General features: G+C 62.9%; 11 protein-coding genes. 9 read left to right on the forward strand and 2 right to left on the reverse strand.

Going from position 1 to position 20,864, the window contains the following annotated elements; genetic code table 11:
- Position 1: 1 nt before the first annotated feature.
- Positions 2-1,603 carry a DUF1573 domain-containing protein gene (locus NTX40_00180; GenBank protein MCX5647508.1) on the reverse strand — a complete coding sequence of 534 codons (1,602 nt, stop codon included), beginning with the start codon at positions 1,601-1,603 and terminating at the stop codon, positions 2-4.
- 607 nt (positions 1,604-2,210) lie between these two features.
- Here NTX40_00180 and NTX40_00185 point away from each other — a divergent pair.
- From NTX40_00185 to NTX40_00225, 9 genes are all read left to right on the forward strand, one after another.
- Positions 2,211-2,789 carry an RNA polymerase sigma factor gene (locus NTX40_00185; protein ID MCX5647509.1) on the forward strand — a complete coding sequence of 193 codons (579 nt, stop codon included), beginning with the start codon at positions 2,211-2,213 and terminating at the stop codon, positions 2,787-2,789.
- A 245-nt stretch (positions 2,790-3,034) separates the two neighbouring features.
- A complete protein-coding gene (locus NTX40_00190) occupies positions 3,035-6,013 on the forward strand; it encodes a hypothetical protein (protein ID MCX5647510.1) in 2,979 nt (992 codons plus the stop codon).
- Positions 6,010-7,140: a hypothetical protein gene (locus tag NTX40_00195; GenBank protein MCX5647511.1), complete on the forward strand. Its 1,131-nt coding sequence runs from the start codon at positions 6,010-6,012 to the stop codon at positions 7,138-7,140. The genes NTX40_00190 and NTX40_00195 overlap by 4 nt, the downstream gene beginning before the upstream one ends.
- A gap of 277 nt (positions 7,141-7,417) precedes the next feature.
- Positions 7,418-13,720 carry a hypothetical protein gene (locus NTX40_00200; protein ID MCX5647512.1) on the forward strand — a complete coding sequence of 2,101 codons (6,303 nt, stop codon included), beginning with the start codon at positions 7,418-7,420 and terminating at the stop codon, positions 13,718-13,720.
- Positions 13,717-14,208: a hypothetical protein gene (locus NTX40_00205; GenBank protein MCX5647513.1), complete on the forward strand. Its 492-nt coding sequence runs from the start codon at positions 13,717-13,719 to the stop codon at positions 14,206-14,208. Before NTX40_00200 ends, NTX40_00205 begins: the two co-directional genes overlap by 4 nt.
- 72 nt (positions 14,209-14,280) lie before the next feature.
- On the forward strand, positions 14,281-15,753 hold the full coding sequence (locus NTX40_00210; protein ID MCX5647514.1) for an RHS repeat-associated core domain-containing protein: 1,473 nt from the start codon (positions 14,281-14,283) through the stop codon (positions 15,751-15,753).
- A gap of 55 nt (positions 15,754-15,808) precedes the next feature.
- Positions 15,809-16,726 carry a tetratricopeptide repeat protein gene (locus NTX40_00215; GenBank protein ID MCX5647515.1) on the forward strand — a complete coding sequence of 306 codons (918 nt, stop codon included), beginning with the start codon at positions 15,809-15,811 and terminating at the stop codon, positions 16,724-16,726.
- Between the two features lie 558 nt (positions 16,727-17,284).
- Entirely contained in the window at positions 17,285-18,727 is a 1,443-nt protein-coding gene (locus NTX40_00220; GenBank protein ID MCX5647516.1) for an RHS repeat-associated core domain-containing protein, read from the forward strand.
- A 247-nt stretch (positions 18,728-18,974) separates the two neighbouring features.
- A complete protein-coding gene (locus tag NTX40_00225) occupies positions 18,975-19,826 on the forward strand; it encodes a tetratricopeptide repeat protein (protein MCX5647517.1) in 852 nt (283 codons plus the stop codon).
- 189 nt (positions 19,827-20,015) lie between these two features.
- Here NTX40_00225 and NTX40_00230 read toward each other — a convergent pair whose 3' ends face one another.
- Positions 20,016-20,864, reverse strand: a complete 849-nt coding sequence (locus NTX40_00230; GenBank protein ID MCX5647518.1) for an NAD(P)-binding domain-containing protein — start codon at positions 20,862-20,864, stop codon at positions 20,016-20,018.

The following is a 20,864-nucleotide window of genomic DNA, read 5'->3' on the forward strand; positions in this document are numbered from 1 at the left end:
GTCAACCCTCGGGTTCCAGGAGTTGCACGGATGCCGCCGCGCTCGGCAGGCCGCCGACGCGCGGCCGCTCGACCACGTCGAACCGCACCGGAATCGCAAACGACGGCTGGGACTCCAGGTCCGTGTGGATCGAGATCGTGACGCTCTGCGGCCCGCGCCCCTGGGCGCGCACGACCGTCGGCACCGCCCGTTCCCCCCCGGGCGGAACGGCCTCCCGGGGGACCCGGACAAGGCATCCCGACGCGCTGGATGTGCTGTAGATGAGGCGCACGGGTCTTGCGGCCCGGTTGCGGATCGTCACAGTCCCCTCGCGCTCCTCGCCCAGAGCCAGTTCTCCGAAATCCACGGGGGACGGGCGGACTTCCATCGCCAACCCAACCTCGGCCTGGATTCGAATCGGGATCAGGGCGTGTTCGGGGTCGTCCGTGTGAAGCAGGATCCGTTTGTCGTAGTGGAGGCCCTTCCTGGGCGCGACGAAGACCAGCCGGACCGACGCCGTTTGGCCGGGGAGAATCGGCTCGCGCGGCGTTTCGGCGGCCATGCACAGACACTCGGACTGGACGCGCCGGATCGTGAGCGCCTTCGCCGACGGGTTGCGGATCGCCAGGACTACCTTCCGGATGCTTCCCGGCTCGACGAAACCGAAGGCGTACTCGCCGTCCTCGACGGCCACGGGTTTTTGCCCCGCCGCGCCGCCCCACACGGCCAGCCCCGCTTCCGCTGGACCCGGGCGGCCTTCACCGACCACCGCCTCGACGACCGTTCCCTCGATGAGCGCTAGAAGGGTCGGCGTCGCGACGAACCAGTCCCGTTCGTCGCTTGCGCGCCCCAGGACGCACGGCGTTCCGGCCGGGAGCAGCGAGCGGCCGGGCGGCGCATACGGCGCTAGTTCGACCATGGCCGTCCGGGCGATGTTCATCCTCTCTGCCCGCTCCCGCGCCTCTTGCTCGAACTGAGGTACGCGCTCCTGGCAGTGGGGGCAATCGTGGTGGTAGAGCACGACGATCCATTGGCCCTTGGCGAGCCGGGACCCGATGTCGATGTGGGCAAGGAGCGGGCAGGGCTTGCCGATCCACTCTTTGGGTTCGAGGAGCACCGGTCGGCCTCCTCCGACCACCGTGCCTTCGAGGGACAGCATCGCCGGTTCGTAGCGCAGGATCGGTATCGCGGCGGCGGCACCGGTCGCCAGACTGATCAGGACCGCAGCGACCGGTTGCAGACGGACCCGGGGCGGCGGCTGGAGCCGGCTCTTGAGGTTGGGACGAAAGGTGGTCAAGGCCCCGACCGCGCCCACGTCCAGAACGAGCGTGTACCACGGATTAACCTTCACCGCGCCGAAACAGCCGCACGAGTCCGCTCCGGTGAGGGCTTTTGGGAGGGTCACGCCGACGAAGACAACAAAACACGCGAGCGCCGCCGCCCACGCCGCGCGGCGCGCGAGTCCGCTCACCAACCACAACCCCAGCAGGATCTCGCCCTCGACCCAGACGATCTGGAACCCGCGGCTTGAAAGCAGCCCCTCGCCCGGCACCGGTTCCGTGGCCAACTGATGGGTTTTCAGGGCGGCGGCGACCAACAAGAGAAGACCGAGGGCCGTCCGCACGACGCGGTCCGCCGAAACGCGCTGGCTGCACGCCGTCCGGCGGGTCCCGCAGTCCGGACTTCCTCCGCTTCCCCCTGGCCACCGAGCGTCGTTGGACGGGTCTGGGCGCATACGGTCCCTCGCAACGGGTGTAGTTCGGGTCACTTTCCCCTTATTAGTGTCATCTCCAAGGCCTTGTGTCACAGGTGGGCCACAAGAATTTTTTCGCTCGTGCCAAGCCGGACAGCCATGCGTCTCTGTCGTGCTTCTCGATGGCACGCCTCCGGTCGCCGCCGAAGGCTCCAGATGTGGGGGAAGTGTCAGGCCCCGGCCCCACGGCGTGGGGTTGAGAGGCGCTCCCACAGGATGGCCGTAGAGTAACATAGAGTTGTCATATTGTACGTGACGGCACGTCGTAGGCCGGAGGCGGTTCTTGCGAACGGATGGCTAGGCGATAAAATAAAGCCTTTCCAATTCATTACTTAGAACAATGCCGGATTTGACTTCATATCCAACCTGTCGCTCCGACACGTCTGTGCAGGCGCCGTAGAGGCAACTGGGTTGGCCCGGGGGAGGCCGGGTGGGAGAAGCAAGGGGGAGTCCTCGGCCTGGAAGGGCCGAGGTGGCGTTGGAACCACTGATCCGCCGCGCCCAAGCGGGCGAGCGGGCAGCTTGGGAGGATCTCTGCCCATGCCTGGAGCCGCTCGTCCGTGGATGGGCTATGGCGCTGCTTCCTCCAAGCGAAGCGGACGATGCTGTTCAGGAGATCCTGCTGACCATCTGGGGGCTCTTGCCGCAATTCAAGTGGCAGTCCAAGTTCACCACGTGGGCCTATACGGTCACCCGGCGCAAATGCCGGCGGATCCGCCAGCAGGAAATGAGACGACGAAACGTGTTGGCCGGGTTTGCAAAAGCGGGGGGTTCCGGCTCGCGGCCTACACAGGGTGCCGAAGGGACGGAGAAGGTCGAATTGAGGGATGAGGTACGGTTCGCGCTTTCCCAGTTGAGCGCGGCGGATCGTAGGCTGCTGACGCTCAAGTACTTCCTGGACAACGAGTACCGTCAAATAGCAGAGGTGATTAATGCTCCCAAGAGCGCTCTCCGTGAGCGGTGTCGGCGGGCCCGCCAGCGGCTGCGCAAATGTCTTGAAGAGCAGCAAAATGGCAACGGGGTAGCCAACCGGCCCCCCGCGCCTCCTGACGCATGAGGCCCGTTCCTCTTCGCTCGTTCGGCGGGATTTTCCGGGCGGGTTCCGTGATTCTTCTTCCGCCGTCGGGCCGGCGGCACCTTGCCTGAAAGGCCCGACCGGGCTCACGGAAGGCTGGCCGAGCCCAGCCATAAAAAAATTTTCCGCCCCCCTGTGACATTCCCCCTTCGACGTGACACTAACTATCTGAGCGAGGAAGTGCGCCGCCCGTCGGCGGGCGTCCTCACCAGAGAAAGGGGAGTCCAATGAACCGCCACACCAACACGTTTTGGGCAGCCGTCCTCTCGGCATTCGTGGTCTTCGGTCTGGCCGCGAGCCGTGGGTTGGCCGAAGAAGCCGACTCGCCGGGCGTCCTGGCGGTGTCCGTGCTACGGACCCTCCGGGAGGACCCCGCCTCCATCGTGGGGATGAGCGAGGCCGAACTCATCCTGACCTGCCGGGCTCTGGTCGGTGCAGGTGGCCGCGAGGCGGCCGGGCTCATCTGCGCCACCTGGGTGGAAGGTTCCGACAAGTACAAGTCGTCTTCCACGGACACCCTGTGCCAACTGGCGACGTTCTCGCGGATGGCCGCTGAAGCGGGTCAGGCGGCCGTCCAGCGCGTGGCGGGCCATGTGCAGGAGGTGTACCTGGCTCAGCCGGACGCGACACGCTCGGTCAAACCCGGCCAGTGGCAGGCCCTGACGGGGGTGTTGGCGGCCGGCCTCTCCGAGGGATCTCGCGCTTCTTGGGCGGCGAGTCTCCGGGCCGCGTTCGTCGAGGACGGTGGGGTACTGGCCGGTCTGAAGTTGGCGGACGTGCAGACGCTCTCGGGCGCTTTGGCGGCCCTCGGCGACCAACAGCCGCACCGGCCGGTCACCGCGTGGGTGGAGACCACGACGGCGTGGCAGGCCCTGAAGCCGGGGGACCTGGTCTCGCTGTCCCGCAGCCTGGCGGCGGCGAAGGAAACGGGGCAGGCGGCCCTTCAGCAGGTGGCGTCCCACGTCGAGCAGACGTACACAGCCGATGCCGCCGCCATGAAGTCCGTCTCCCTTGGGGATTGGCGGAACCTGACCGGCGTGCTGGCCGGCAAGATGTCCGAGGAATCCCGCGAACGGTTGAGCGGGCATCTCCTGGCGGCCTACGTGGACAATGGCGAAGCGCTCCAGGGCCTCAAGGTGGGGGACGTGCAGGCCCTCTCGGGCGCTTTGGCGGCCCTCGGCGACCAACAGCCGCACCGGCCGGTCACCGCGTGGGTGGAGACCACGACGGCGTGGCAGACGCTCAACCCCGCGGAATTGGTTTCGTTGGCCGGGAGCCTGGCGTCGGCAAAGGAGCAAGGGCAATCGGCGCGGCAGCACCTCGCGTCGCACGTGGAGAGCACGTGCCTGGCCAACCCTGATGTTGTGCGCTCGGTCCCGCTCAATTGCTGGCGCGACTTGGCTGTGCGTCTGGCACAGGACTTGCCCGACGAGAACCGGGGGCGGTGGATGTCGACGCTCCGCGCCACGTTCACGGAAGCGGCCGGGGCGTTTGAGACCTTGATGCTCGGCGACGTGCAGGCCCTCACCGCCGCCCTGAAGTCGCTCGGCGACGCGCAGGCGGACTCGGTGCCCCCTGCATGGGTGGAACGGACGAAGGGCTGGAAGGCGCTCGACCAGAAGGGCCTGATTTCGCTCGCGTCGAGCCTGGCGGCCTCCAAGGAAGCAGGCCAGGTTGCCCGCCAACGCGTAGCCGCCCATGTCCAGGAGCAGTTTCTGCCGAGCATCGAGGCGACGCGTTCCGTCTCGAGCAGCGAGTGGGGGGAATTCGCCGGGCGCCTCGGGGCGGATTTGTCCGAAGAGAACCGAACGGTCTGGGCCAACGGCCTGCGCGCGGCCTACGTCCAGAACGCGGAGACGTTCGCGGGCCTGAAGTTGGCCGATGTTCAAGGTCTCTCACGGGCCCTCAGTTCCCTGGGCGAGGAGAACGCAGTAGCGGTCGTGGCGCTTTGGGTGGACCAGACCGCCGGCTGGCGCGACCTGAAGCCGCCGGACCTGGTCTCGTTGGCCGGAACTCTGGCCGCGGTGAAAGAAGAGGGTGCGTCGGCGCGGCAGCGTCTGGCCTCGCATCTGGAAACCGCCTATCTGGCCGACGCGGCGGCGACGCGGTCGGTGTCGGCCGCCCAGTGGCGCGACCTGGCCAGCCGGTTGGTTCCGGACCTGTCGGAGGAGAAGCGAAGCGCGTGGGCGGCCGGGCTGCGGGCGGCCTACGTCCAAGACGCCGAGGTGCTGGCCGCGCAGAAACTCGACGATGTCCTGGGCCTGGGAGACGCCCTGAAGGCGTTGGGGGATAAGCAGGCGCAGGAGCCGTTGGCCACCTGGGTTCAAGCCACCACGGCCTGGCGATCGCTCAAGCCGAATGAACTCGCCTCGAAACTGGCGTCTCGTCTGACGACAGACACGGAAGCCGGTCGGGCGGCGCGCGAGTGCTTGGTCGCGCACGTCGAGAGCACGTACCTCGCCGACGCTGAGGCGGTGCGGGCCGTCGGCGGCGGCCAATGGAAGGAACTGATGGGGCACGTTGCCAAATGGCTCTCCGACGAGCGCCGGGCCGCGTGGGCCGCGCAACTGCGGGCGGCCTGCGTCGAGGACGCCGGCGTACTGACCGCAATGGAATTGGGCGACGTTCAGGGCCTTTCGGCGGCGCTCAAGTCCCTGGGCGACAAGGAGGCCGATGCCGTGGCGGCCGTCTGGGCCGAGAGCACGAGCGCATGGCAGGAGTACGCGCCCAACGCGCTCGCCTCGTTGGCGAACAGCCTCTTAGCCGCGGGGGACGCGGGCCGCTCGGTGCGGCAGCGCCTGGCCGCACACGTGCAGCAGCGGTACCTCTCGACCCCCGAGGCCGCGCGCGAGATAGGCAGCGCCGCGTGGCGCGAACTTGTGGCGCCCCTGAGACAAGACCTCACGAGCGAATCTCGCATCGAGTGGGCCCAGCGCATCCGCGACGCCTACGGCGGGAGCGAAGCGGTCCTCGTGGGGCTGAACCTCGGGGAACTTGAGGCGCTCTGCAAGCCGCCCGCCTCCTTATCGCCAAACACATCTCAGACTCGCTCCTGGGCGACCCCGAGAAGATGCGCGAAGCGGGGCCGGTGCTGTGGAAGGTGTTCGCCGCCCGGGTGGGCGAGGACCTCCCCCCCGAGGAGCGGCAGCGGTGGCTGGCTGCACTCCAGACGACGTTTGCCTCGTCGGACGAGGAGCTCGCAGTGATGGAGATCGGGAATCTCACTGCTTTCATCGATTCTCTCGCCTCGTTGGACCGGAAACGGGCTGCCGATGTTGTCCTCGCGTGGTTCGGAAGCGGAGACTCCTGGAAGGGAGGCGGCGACGTCGAACTGGCGAGACTGGCAAGGGTCGTGGCCGACGGGCGCCCTGAAAGCGCTGCTCCCTTGCTGAAGGCTTTCGAGCAGCGGTGGCTGGTTCTGAACGCTGAGAAGCCAATCCGCTGGAACGTGTGCTGGCTGATTGTTGCGGCATGGAACTCGGCCGGCAACAAGGAGAAGGCGCGGGAATGGGTGATGAAAGCCTACGAAACCGAAGTCGGTTCCGAAGAGGCGCGGGAAAGAGCCGACGTGGGTGCGCTCAACATCGTCAGCGAGTTGATGCAGGTGTATGAACTGACCGGCGAGGGCAAGGGCTACCCGGCCATGGCGGCCGCCATCGCCACGAAGGTGAGGAAGGGGGAACTCACAGCCAGTCTGCCGTGGGACTACTACATGCACTTGGCCGCGCTACTCGGAACGCCGGAGACGCGGCAGACGGTCGAGGCCAAGTTGATTGACCCCGCAGGCCAGCCGCGCCTGGGGGTGGCGAAGATTCTGACGTATGTGCGTTTCGCAGCAGGGGGGATTGAGGCCTGGCAGGCGTACCTCGACGGGCAGGTTGAGACTGCGGCGGGCAGCCCTGACGCGCAGGCCGGTTGGCTCCTCGCCCGGGCTCACGCCGACTCGGTCGTCCCATCGGTGCTGTTCCCGTCTCCCTTGCGGGGCAAGAAATGGTTGGACCAGGCACTGGCTCTGGCAGCCTCCGCACCGGTCCGTTTCCAGGTTCTGGACGAGATCGTTCGTGGCCACATGTTCGTCGGGAAATACGAGAAGGCTACAGAAACGCTGGACGGTCTCGGGCACCAGTTCGAGGACGAGGTTTTCGCCAAAGGCGTTCAACAACTTCGGCGCGACACGAGCAGATTGTGGATCGAGGCGGACCTGAGAGCCGAGCGCGCGAAGGCGGTTGCCGCCGATCTGCATGCCGAGACGTTAAAGCAGCGACTCGATGCAGCCAGGGCGCGGGGAGACGAAGAGGCGGTGAGGCGCTACGAGGCGCTGACGACGGAGTGAAAAGAGGGCCGATGCGTTTGCCCCGGTCCTCTTTCGGGTCGGCAATAGGGTAAAGTAACCGGTCAGGGAGATTGACATGAACGCGCGGAAGGCAACCGGTAGTTCCCGTCGGACGGTGCGGTCCTTTGCAGCCAGGCTGGCGTTGGGATGGGTGTGCGCGACCCTTGCAATGGCGATTGCGTCGCCGTGCACCTGGGCATGCCCCGATCTGCCTGGAAATGTGCCGGACGGCGTGCCACCTAAAAAGCAGGACCCATCCGACACACCGGAGCCAATCGTGCTTGCGGATGGGACCGTGACGGAGAGCGCCACGGACGCGTTTCTGCCAGGCGTGACGGTCTCCTGGTTCCACGAACGCCACTACAGCAGCGCGCTCAAGCAAGGGGCGCACATCCAGGGCGTCGGCTGGAAGTGCACGTGGCTGACGACTTTCCTGAGTCCAGTGGAAGGATCGGAGAACATCGAACTCTATCTGGACCACCTCTGCAAGCGAGTCTTTACCAGCAATGACGGCGAGACGTTCACACCGCCTCCCGATTACCTCGCCACATTGGTGGTTCCGGACGAGATAGACGGGAAAGGCTATTACAGGCTAACGCTCACCCAGAGCGGCGAAACGTTCTTCTTCTGCGATTTCAGCGAAGATTGGGAGGACAACGAGAAAGGACTTCTCCGATACCGCACCGATCGGTATGGTGCTTCCGACCTGGAGTATCGCACAAACTGGCTCACCTATTCCTACGACGACGAGACCTCCACCGGCCGGATCACTTCGGTCACGACCAGCCAGGGGTGGTCGGTCGTCTATTCTTACGTGGACGGCGGCCCGAACGGCGGCCGGCTCAGGCAGATCGACGTCAAAAACGGTGACACCCCAACTCCTCGGACCCTCCAGCGCGTCAAGTACAAGTATTACGAGAGCGACAGCGGCTACTCGACCGACTGCGGGGACGACGGCGACCTGATCATGGTCGAAGTCTTCAAACGAGCGACGTCGGACGACCTGACCCAATCCGACGACGAGGACTTCTCCATCCAGCAGATCACGATGTACCGCTATTTCCGCGAGGGCGACGGCAACGGCGGCGCCCACCAATTGAAGATGGTCCTGGCGCCGGCGTCGGTCAAAAAGGCTATGGACGACGGGAGCAAGACGGCGGCCCAACTCCTGGGACTGGACGACGACGGGGTCGTCACCGGCTCGGTGACGCTCCAGGACTACGCCAACGTGACGTACAAATACTACCCCGAGCCCTTCGACACGGCGGCCCTTGGGGGGACGTATGGGGGCTCGAACTTCGACGAGACGGGGTTTGCCAAGTCCCAGACGGTCCGCAAGGACTACAAGGGCTACCTCGGAACGCGGACCTACTATTACATGAACAATTCGGTGGTGGACGATCTGAACGCCGTCCAGCGGATCGTCGTCGAGGACCACACGGAGGCCGGGACGCGAACGGTGTACGGCCTGAACAAGGACCGCCTCACGCTGCGGCAAGTCTTCGTGGACAACCCGGACAGTTCCCCGAAGTACTGGTGCCAATCGTTCGTCATGGGCGAGACCGCGGGCCAGAATGCCAACCAGGTCGTCGAGAAGCGCCTGCCCTCGGCCCACACCTGCATCGACACGACCGGCGAGGTGACGACCTTCCTGGACGTGCAGGACACCTGGACGAGCGCAAGCATCATGAACCAGAGCAGCGGCGTCGTCTATGTGTACGACTACAATGCCGATGGGTATCTGATAAAAGAGAGGGTGAAACAGGGAAACTCCAACGTATCCACAGCGATTTATCTCCGAGTCGTCGAATACGGCGACGGGGCGGCCAATCGCCCGAAGTACCTCCCCTGGAAGACGTACGTGTATCACACCGCCACCACGACCGAAGCCACCGAATCCGCCCGCTTCTTAATCACCACGACCTACACGTTCCACGATTCGGGCACCGATCTGCAAATGCAGGAAAAGACCGTCACGCGCGAAGCGGTCCCCTCTGAACAGAACGGCCCCGGTGTCTCCGTCGTCACCAAGGAGTACTACGACGACCGGGGGCGCCTGCGCTGGACCCAGGACGGCGAGGGGTACGTCAATTACTACTCGTACCATGAGGACACCGGCGGCCTCGCCTACACGATGATCGACGTGGAGACGGACGATCTCCCGACGGATATCACCGATGGCAATGAGCCGAAGTGGATTGACTGGAGCGGCAATGCGCCCTTTACGCACACCGACAACAATTCGCTGCAACTCGTCGCCAAGCGCGAGTTCGACGACCTCGGCCGCGAGGTCAAGGCCGAGGACCCCAAGGGCACGCTCGTCTGCACTGCCTACAAGGACAACGAGACGCGGGTCTATCCGGGCTGGAGCACCGCGACCCACACGGCCGCGCTTCCCATCCGCGTCGAGAAGACCAACAAGGACGACCTGACCCTCCAGATGTACTCGCTCGACCCGGCCGGCGTGACGGAAGGATACAACGCCACCACCCACCTCCCGACCGGGAGCGACACGGGCGAAGGCCAGGACGACTACGTCACCTGGACACGGTACGCCTACAACTCGACCACCTCGCTCCTGGAGAGCGTGGACCGCTACCACGACATCCCCACGAGCGGCACGGGCACTCTTACCACGAACTACTACCGCACCTTCCATCGTCATGACACCCAGGGTCGGCGAACGCGCACGATCAGCGTCGTCAGCGGCACGGCCACCTCGAGCAGCGTCGAACAGGTCGTCAAGACCAACTACGACGCCCTCGGGCGCGTCGAGTCCGTCGAGCGCGGCGTGAGCGGCACGGGCCAAGACATGGGCTCCACCTACGCCACCGACCCCACCAACCCCGCCCTCAAGAAGACTAGCGCCGCCTTCTTTGACGAGGCCACGCCCGGTTCCGGCACGAGCGGCGTCGGCGACGGCCTCGTCACCTGCACACGCCAGTACTACAACGCCGACAACGCCGGCCAGTACGTCCAGACGATCTACCGGTACAACTGGCGCGGGCAACTGCGCGGCCTCCAGCCGGAAACGAACCCCTACACCGTCCAGGACGTGGACAACCTCGGCCGCACCGTCGCCGTCGCTCAGTTCTCTAACACCACGAACTTCGGCAGCGGCTGGTCCAACGTCCTCGGCGACGACGATTACGCCCAGAACGCCACCGACGACAAACGCGCCAGCCTGGCGACCACCGCTTACGACGAAATGGGCCGCGTCTACCAAACCCGCGTCCATAACGTCGCCTACGGCCCGGGGGATTACGTCAAGGCCGACCAGTACTACGACCTCAATTCCCGCCTCGTCGCCTCGACCAGCCCCGGGCAGGGTGCCGCCGAGTACGCCTACGACGGCGCCGGCCGTCAGACCGAAAGCCGCTCCCTCAAGGAACTTGAGACCACGAAGTACGCGAGCGGCGAGTTCCAGTACCGCGACCCGCAGCCGGGCGCCACGAGCGGCGGCGACGACGGCGTCATCCAACTAACGCGCACCACCTACGACAGCACCGGCAACCCCACCAAGTCCCTCACCCTCGCGGCCAACCATGTCAAAACCGACGGCACCACGATCAACAACGACGGCATCAGCCTCGACAACGCCGACTACGTCCAGACGTGGGCCTACTCGTGGTACGACGACTACGGCCGCCTGACCGGCTCGGCCTCCTACGGCACGAACACGACCGCCTGGACCTACGAGGACACCGCGCCGGACTACGGCTCTACGCCCCCGGCCCGCAGCGACTCCGTCCTCGTCGCCACCACCGCCTACGACGCTGCCGGCCGCCCCTGGACCGTCACCGATCCCAAGGGCTACGTCACGCGCTCCACGTACGACGATCTCGGCCGCACCGTCAAGACCGAGGAGGACCAGGGCGGCGCCAACGAGCGGACCACCCTGGCGGGCTACGACGGCCTCTCCAACGTCGTCCAGCAGATCGCCGACATCGACAAGGACGATACGACCCTCTCGGGCGGCGTCTGGACCACCGACTCCGACGACCAGGTCACGACCTACACCTTTTACGATTCCACGCGGAGCCCCTACCACGCGGGCCTCCTGACGCAAACCAAGTACCCCGACGGCGACGACACCGACGACAACACCCAGACCGCCTACGCCCTGGACGGCCGTCCCACGGAGCGTCTCCTCCAGAAACTCGCCGGCCAGAACGATCGTCCCGCCCTCGCCTTCGACTACGACGACACCTTGCGCCGCCTGACCGCCCAGCGTCTCACTGAGGCCGGCGGCGTGGACACCGCCGTCCAGTCCATCGCCTACGCCTACTACATCGGCCGGATGTACCTTCTCACCTCCTACCCGACGAACGATTGCTCCGGCACGCCCCTGAACCAGGTATATCGGACCTACAACGACGCCTTCGGCATCCTTTGGGGAGAGTCCCAGGAACACGAAGGCGCCACGGATGCCGACAGCATCCGCGTCGTTTATTCGTTCGCAACGACGGTGAGCGGCGGCGTCTATACCTACGGCCGGCGCCTGACGAGCGTCTATTACCCCAGCGTCGGCGCCAATTGCCTCGTCCGACCCGCAAGCGCCGTCGCGGCCCGGCGGGTCTATGCGCTGTATAATGACGCCGGCGACTCCTCCGGCCTGGGCGACGCCGTCTCGCGGCCGACCGCCCTCGCCTCGGCTTGGACGCGCGGCGCAAACGACGCCAACGTCTATGCCGCCTACGCCTATAACGGCGCAGGCCGCATCGTCGTCGAGGACTACACGCAGCCCGACGTCCGCCTCGACCATTGGGGCCAGACGGCCGGCACGTACGCCGGCCTCGATGCCCTCGGCCGCACGAAACAGCAACTCTGGCGCTACTACGGCGGCACGCCGGCCGACCTCGACCGCTTCGAGTACACCTACGACCGCAACTCCAACCGCACCTCCAAGGACCTCACCCTCACCACCGGCAAAGACGAGAAGTACGCCTACGATAACCTCAACCGCCTGACCTCCTACGACCGCGGCACCCTCTCCGGCGGCGACATCACGAACAAGGTCCGTAACGAGGCCTGGGGCCTCTCCCCCACAGGCGCCTGGAACGATTACCAGATCGACGCCAACGGCGACGGCGACTACTCGGATACCGGCACGGAAGAGGTGGACCAGGACCGCACCCACAACCTCGTCAACGAGATCTGGAACGCCACCCCCGGCAACGCCATCACCGAACAGGCCGATCCCCAGCAGACCCAGTGGGCCGACCCCGCTTATAGCGCCCGCGGCAACATGACGACCGTCCCCAAGCCGACGGCCTTGACAAGCACGTACGCCTGCAAGTACGATGCGTGGAACCGGCTTACGGAAGTCAAGTCGGGGGAAATCGTCGTGGCCAAACTTCTGGAGACGCGCCTCTCAACGAGCGAAAACACCGAGCCGCAAACGCTTCAACCGGAATATCAGTACGTCTGGAGCGTGAGATACCTTGACGCGCCGGTCCTCAGGGACAAGAATACGGATGATGACGATCTCTGTGATGATCAAAGGCTCTACTTCACGAACGACGCCAACATGAACGTGACGGCTCTCATCGGCACGGACGGCACGCCTTTGGAGCGGTATGTTTATGACCCCTACGGGAAGGTGACTATCTACGATGATGACTGGTCCGAGACGCGCGAGACTTCCTCGTACGACAACAACATCCTCTTCGCCGGCTACTATCTTGACTGGGAAACCGGCCTTTACCACGTCCGCAACCGCTACTACCATACCCAGTTCGGCTGGCTCACCCGCGACCCGGCAGGGTATGTGGACGGCATGAGCCTCTATGAGTATGTTGGTTGTGCCCCTTGCGTGCGTTACGATCCATTCGGAATGATCGGGTATGGTGACTTGCGGGATGCTGCTAAAACGGCTGCCGGTGTAGTCGGGCAGTGCGCACTGGGAGTTGTTGAGGCGGCGACGGGCATTCCTATGTCCGAGGTGGCGCCACCGACCACGCCACTGGAGAGGGATGCACGGAATCTGGGGCACGGCACTGCTGCGGCTGGTGGAGCGGCATTGACCGCGAAAGGAATTGCAGACACGGCGTTCGGAAGTGCCATGATGGGTACGGGATTGGCTACGATGGCCGCTGGAGCAAAAGGAGGAGCAGTGGTTGGTACAGGGGTGGAGCCCGGCGGCGGAACTGGGGTCGGAGCGCTCGTTGGAGGCGCACCTGGAGCTGTCATGACTGCGGCTGGAGCCAAACTAACCGTCATAGGCGTTGTTGAGACCGTGGTGGGCGGGTGGATTCTTAAAAATGCGATGTCCTGCCCGTCGGCTCGAGTTGGCGGATCGTCCGATGAAGGCGAAGGGAATACGGAAAAGCCCTGTCAGGAGGGCAAGTCCAGCAAGACCATAAGGAAGGAATGGGAAGAGGAAAACAGCCAGCAGTGGCCAAAAGATCCAGAAACCGGTCAAAACCAAGACGTTTCTCATAAGACAGCGAAAGCCGATGGAGGCACGGACGAGCTGAGCAATATTGAGCCCAAGCCGCATGACGAGCACATGCAGGATCATATGGACAAGGGGGACTTCAAGAGATGGGGTGCTCGTAGCCAAGGGGGTGGCCAATGATGCGGCATGTAGACTTGGAAAAGCTCATCCCGGCCGAGAATATTGCGGGGGAAGATGCTGAGGAAACCCGCCTGTTGAAGGAGATGCTGCATAACGCCACTGATTACTTGCAGGGCTTTCAGTGGTGTCCGCCAATTGAACGCATCTACCTAGGATGCGGTGTAGGTGGTGTTGTCGCGGTGTTCCTCTTCCATTTTGGCCAGCGGATACGGGGAACCGACGAATGGCTTTGGGTTGTCGAAGGTGACTTACCAACGGCCTATTTGGTTCTCGACCAAGCAGGCGATCCTGTTTCTGCTCTAGAGGTTTACTGTCAATTGATGGATGATTGGTCCAAGGCAATTCTTGATGGGCGGCCTCTCGATGATATCTTCCCGGTGAAGGCCGAACCAACTGCTGACAATGCGAAGAGATTGATTAAGCGGCTGAATTTCATCAGAGAACGGCTGCTTCCGGGTTGGCGAGTTGCTTGGCCCGCCAAGACGTAGTGGTCCATCCCTGAAGGACAGGGATATCGGGAAGATGAGTACGCCGACGGCGAGCCGGACGCGGGGGAAACCGTGATCGCGCGGTACGAGTACGACGCCCTGAATCGCCGCACCAAAGAGTTCATCAACGCCGACACGGACGACGACTTCGATTCCTTCAGGCACTTCTACTACACCTTCGGTTGGCAACTCCTGGAGACGCGGCTCTCCGACAGCGAAAACACCGAACCGCAAACCCTCCAGCCGGAGGTTCAGTACGTCTGGTCGGCGCGCTACCTGGACGCGCCGGTGCTGCGCGACAAGAACACCGACACGGACGATTTGTGCGACGACCAGCGCCTCTATTACGCGAATGATGCCAATATGAATGTGACGGCGCTACTTGCCACGGACGGCACGCCTTTGGAGCGGTACGTTTATGACCCCTATGGCAAAGTGACCATCTACGACGACGACTGGTCGGAGACGCGCAACACTTCTTCCTACGATAACAGCATCCTCTTCTGCGGCTACTACCACGACTGGGAAACCGGCTTGTACCACGTCCGCAACCGCTATTATCATCCTCACCTGGGCTGGATCACCCGCGACCCGGCGGGGTATGCCGACGGCATGAGTCTGTATGAGTACTGTCGCAGCGGACCTCTGGGCGTGACGGACGCGATGGGTCTCTGCACGGCCCCAGGCCAGCCGGGCGCGGCGGCGGAGGGCGACGGGTCGAAGACGGCGAAGGATTCCGCCGACCAGGTCATCGGCGATCTTGAGAACGGCCGGATCAAGGACGTGGACGAGTTGAAGGAGCGGGCGAAGGGCCTCTCGAAAGAAGAGCAGGCGCAACTGGCGCGGCGGCTGCGGGAGAAGTATCCGCAGTCGGGCGGTGTTGACACGCGGAACCGAAGCACGGGCCAAAGCCAGTTTGATTGGGAAAAAGGTCTGAAAGACTATGGCAACCCCTTCTGGGGAAAAGATGCGCCCTACGCTGAGCTTCTCAGTGGTTTGAACTCAGAAGTCTCCCGCGCCGCCGAAGAGCATCTCAAAATGAGTCCAGAAGCGAGAGCGATGTGGGATGCGAAATACGAGCAGGAGACTACGTACACCGAAACGTGGGTTTCCGGCGAATGGGCGCTGAGTCTTGAGGGATCAGCCGGTATTGCCAACACATTTAACATTGGCCTCCGTGTATCTACGAGAGCAGACGGCCCAGGCTTCAAGGTCGGCTGGTACGTAGAACCCGGCCTCGGCGGAGGCTCCCCTTCGGCCAGCGCCTGCTTCCATTCCGGGGTGTCCGTTGTCCGTCGCGAGCGATCAATGCTTGATATAGCTCCCGAGAGTAGTACGTTTTCCTATTGGCACGGCAATGGAGGCGGGAACGTCGGCGTGGGGGTGACGCTGGGAGGTGTTCTTGGGGGGACAAAATCGATGGATGGCAAAACGCGGTCCTATGGTGGCGCAGTAGAGATAGGTGCGGGCGCACTCCCTGTAGGATCAGGGCATGTGGTTGGTGGGCCTGGTGTGGAGGTCAAGATTTATTCGTGGCCTGACTGAGCAGGGCCTGACTGAGCAGGTAGTGCCGCCAATGGAAGAAACGAGGCGAGAGACGGTGACGGAAGCAGCGAACACCGCGCTGCCAAAACGCAAGCGGATGCGGAAGTGGATGCTGCTTGCCGGTGTAGTCGTGACTGTCTTTGCGCCGGTTGTTGTATTGTTCGCTACTGGAACGCTGCACCTCCACTTCCGCATTGGGCGCCTGTCGAGCCAAGGTTTTCTTCGCATGGGTGAGCGCGAGTATGCCAAGGGAGGTTATCAGGAGGCTGAGAATTGCTTCAGGGGCGCACTCGATCGCGCGATCGAACTGGACAGCGACGAGGACTGCATTGCTGCATTCCTTGCGCTTGCCTCAGCGCATGAGGCTCAAGGAGAGGATGTGGAAGCCGAGGCGAACCTGCGGGCGGCCCTCGTCACATCGGAGCAAACAAAAGGCGAAGACCGTCTGAATACCGCCGATGTCATAGGCCGGCTGGCGTGGATGATGGCCAGGAAAAGAAACTACGCGGAAGCGCGGGCGCTCTACCGGCGCGCTTTGGACATGTGCCGTGAAGCCCTCCCGCCGGGCGACATGCGCCTGGTGGCTACGACCAGCAATCTGGGCATGGTGGCCTCGCTGGAGGGCGACCATACGACCGCCCAAGGGTTGTTCGAAGAAGCAATAAGCATGGCTGACAAGGCCGGGAGGTCGGAGGATCCCGGCCTTATCAACGTGTGGGACAATAGAGCAACTTCGTACTCCAAGCAGGGCAGGTGGACGGAGGCTGAGCAATGCCTCGCGCGGGCAATCGGGATTGCGGAATCCAATCTCGGCACCCACGCCTTGGACCTCGTGCCGCTACTTGAAGAATATGCACATGTTCTGGACGTCCAGGGACGAAAAGGTGAAGCGAGCCGCGCCAATCTGCGCGCGCGTGGTATCCTGGCGAGGCACCGAGACGAATCGGGCAGGCCTTCTCCTGAAACGCCGTAGCGATAGTCAGTGCCTTGTCCCCATGAGGTGTAGTTGATCTGACCAGGACGCACCGGCTGACACAGTGCAAGTGCGGGAGAGGAAAGATGGCTGTCCCCGTCGCGGAAGGCGAGCGCCCACCGCCGGATGAACGCGTTCTAGAGGAGTTCGCGCGACGGCGCAGACGCCTCATTTGGATGTTTGCCATCGGAGTCGCTTATATGTCTGCAGGCTGGGTTCTTATTCTGGTTCTCCAACTTGAAAGTGGGAAGGACCTCTTGGGTCTGGTTATAGCCTTCGGGGCGGGGTGGCTTGTATTCATTGCCCTTGCAGGCGTTTTCCATGTAAGGAACTGGCGGTGTCCGGCGTGCGACAAGTTTCTGGGGGAGATGGTGGCCCCGACCTATTGCGGGTGGTGTGGGGTGAAAATCCCTGAGGAGCGGCGTTATCGGTGGTGGTGTGAGTCCTGCGACGAACTGACGCGCCGTAGCCGGAGTCTGCGGTTTTGCCCCAGATGTGGCGTCCAGTTGCAGCGCATCAGCGATGAAGCGTAGACCGTGTGGCGGAGCGGGGGAAACCGTGATCGCGCGGTACGAGTACGACGCCCTGAATCGTCGGGCGAAGGTGTTCATTAACACGGACACCGACGATGATTTTGATGAGTTCCGCCACTTCTATTACAACGCAGGCTGGCAGATCCTGGAGACGCGCCTCTCGACGAGCGAAAACACCGAACCGCAAACCCTCCAACCGGAATACCAGTACGTCTGGTCCCTGCGCTACATGGATGCCCCGGTGCTGCGCGACAAGAACACCGACTCGGACGACCTGTGCGATGATGAGCGGCTCTATTACGCGAATGACGCGAATATGAACGTGACCGCGCTACTCGCCACGGACGGCACGCCTTTGGAGCGCTACGTCTATGACCCGTACGGCAAAATGACCATTTACGACGACGACTGGTCCGAGACGCGCGGCACCTCCTCCTACGACAACAACATCCTCTTCTGCGGTTACTACCGTGACAACGAGACCGGCCTTTACCACGTCCGCAATCGCTACTATCATCCCTACTTCGGCTGGATCACCCGCGACCCGGCGGGCTATGCCGATGGGATGAGTTTGTATGAGTATTGCCGAAGCCGCGCCACGATCGCTTTAGATCCGCTGGGCCTCGTGGACGTAGGCACCACCGCGACGGTTGTGATCGCCGCCAACCCTGAGGCTGCCGTGGTAGTCGGTATTGTGGGGACAGGAGTTATCCTGACCGAGGCCGCCATCCTGCAAGCGCATAGGACATCATCTTCTGTAGCGGAGCAGGCGGCATTGAGAGATATACATATAGGTCTCATGGCCGCCAAGGCGGACAAGGTTGCAATTACTGCGCGCACCTTGCCTTTGTATGTTTCGGCGGGAACGCTCGCGATTGCCCAGCATGCGCTGGCACGGATGATGGACACGCCCAGGCAGATCGGAAACATCGGACATGGCGGAGAGTGGCAGTACTCGCCTGGGAGGCCCGACCCCAGCGGGAGTCCAGATATGCCGCCGGGGGCTTTAAAGGCCGCATCAACGATCGCGAAGGTTGTCGTTGGGGGTGGTCTGGTTTCTTGGGGCATAAACGAACTTATAGGCAACGACCCCGAGCAACCGGCCGACACCTACAAGGATTATGCGAGAGAGGAGAAATACGACTATGAAAAGAAGTACGAATACAACTATAGTTGGCGCCACTGGCCTGATGACGATGGACCAGGTGATGTGGTGCGCGGCGGCAAGACGGCCCAGGAGCGCCAAGCCCGTCAGCGAGAGGAGGAGTTGAGAAGGCGGCGAGAGGGCCCCCCGCAAGAAGGACTGCCACCAAAAGGACCTGCACAAGATGACGGCAGTTCAAATCTGCCCTGGAAGCAACAGGGTGCGGGAAACCCGCCACCGGCGGAGGTTGAAACACCAGTGGGGCCGGAGGTGCCAGCAAGCACCGCGAAAGAATGCCCGGAAAACAACCCGTACTACGAGTAGGGGTACGAATTCCCGACGCCTCGATATTAACTGGGCAAATGAAATGCAGCGCATGCAAGCAAAGTGTGCGGCAAAGGACGTGAGACGACAAGCGGAAGCGTAAAGAGAAGCGAAGCAATGGCTAAAGAAAATGAATGGTGGTGGTGGTGGAGCGGCGGGGTTGGTGCAGAATACGGAAAAGACGAAACCACCGTCCAGGTGAAGTCAGACCCAAAAGAGGACCATGTTAGGCAAGAGGATCGGTTCCATGCTTGACCGCATGTGGTGGTACGTGCGTCTGGGCATAGCTACTGTTTGCCAACGACTCTTTCACCTGGATCAAGGCGGGGCTATTCGCGACCTAGCTTTTGAAGCAGGCTGGTCCCGTCGTCACAAAAACTTTCTCCGAACGATCGGGATGGTTTCAAACCTGGATCAGTGGGATGCCAGAACCGTCGCTAAGGCAGCTATGTTCTATCATGCAGCCAAAGAGAAGGCGCAAGCCCAGAGGCTCTTTGCTGTCGCTATGGAGAAAGCGCATGACGATTTTATCGTGCTGGCCTGCTACGGGAAATACCTTAAAGAATCCGGTCGGGCACGAGAGGCTGTTGCCCAACTTCAACAAGCGGTTCAGGAGAGGCCGGATGATGTCACCACGGTGTGTTGGCTTGGGGATACATACTTTGACCTCGGAGATTTAGGAAAGGCGCAGGAGTGCTACGAGAAGTGCCTAAAGTTGCAGGCCGATTGGGGGGCGGCCTACGTAGGCCTTGCCAATGTCGCGATGCACCAGGAGGACTGGAAAGAGGCCGCGCGCTTGTGGCGCGAGGCGATCAAGCGCATGCCCCAGGAGGCGTACTTGTGGCGAGGTCTTGGACAAGCGCTCTTTGAACTAGGTGACCTGAAGGGGGCGATCAGTGCGTACGACATGTGCATAAGGAGTGGAGACCCCCAAGAGAACTCCTGGGCCTTCGGAGGTCTGGCAGAGTGTTATCTTGCGCGGGGTGATTTTCGCCGAGCCGCCAAATCCTGCAAGCAGGCGCTCCGATGGAAACCAGGACACCAGCCCCTATTGGACCTGATGCAGGAGATTGAGCAAGCCGCAACTGCACATTGTTAACATTGATCGGGAATTCGGGGGACGCAGTACCTGATTCTGGCGGAGATTTTCGGCTGAAGGCAGGCGGCGGAGTTTCGCAGCAAAACGAGGAGTCGCAGCGTGGTCGCCAGGGCCGTGAAGTCGCTCCTCCGTATCGGGAATTCACGAAAAATAGGTATCCTGGCCCCCGAATATCCACGATGAGCGACTCTACTTCGCCATCGACGCCGACTTGAATTGCCCCCGGATGCTCACGATTCGGGCGAGACAGTGTGCCACCATCGCGTTCAGGATGTCCTCCACCCGCGCCTTGTCCAGAAAACGAATGCCTGCTTCCGTTATCCCTCCCGGGGTTGCTACGTTCTCTATGAGCCGCTCGAGATTCGCGGTTCCTCCTTCGGTCCCCCTGGCCAGCCCCGAGAGCGTAGCAGCCACTATTTGCCTGGCAATGGAGGGCGGAATGCCAAACCGGCCGCAGAGTTTCGCCCACGTAAGTCCCAGGTGTGCCCAGAAAGCGGGGCCGCAGCCGGCAAATACGGCACAGGCGTCGATCTGCTTCTCCGGTACGCAGACGACCGGACCAAGACCGCGAAAGAGATTTGTCACCTGCCGAAGGCTTGCAGCGGGGCTTCCTCTCGGGTGAGCGAGGAAGGAAATGCCTGCCGCTCCGGTCGTCAGTTGGGATGGGGGATGCACGTGGAACAAGCCGCCGCACCGGGGCAGCCTTTTTTTCAGCCACGAAAGCGGGACTCCCACGGCCACGGACACCACCGTGTGTCTGGGCAGGATGGAGTCTGCCATTTTTTCGAGCAGGCTAGATATTTGTTGGGGCCTCACGCACAGGAGGACCACGTTTGATCTGGCCACGGCGGCTCTGTTGTCCGTGACTACAGTGATGCCGAGCGCGCGGCGAATCCGTCGTGCCCTGCGAAGGTCGTGGTGCGTTCCAATGATCTGTTTCTTCCTCAGGATTCCGCGCGACAGAAACGCCTGGACCAGCGCTGAACCTATTCTGCCAACGCCGAGAACGGACACGGTTCCTGTCCGTGTGATGCCCAC

The organism is Planctomycetota bacterium (assembly GCA_026387035.1).
Classification (GTDB): domain Bacteria; phylum Planctomycetota; class Phycisphaerae; order FEN-1346; family FEN-1346; genus JAPLMM01.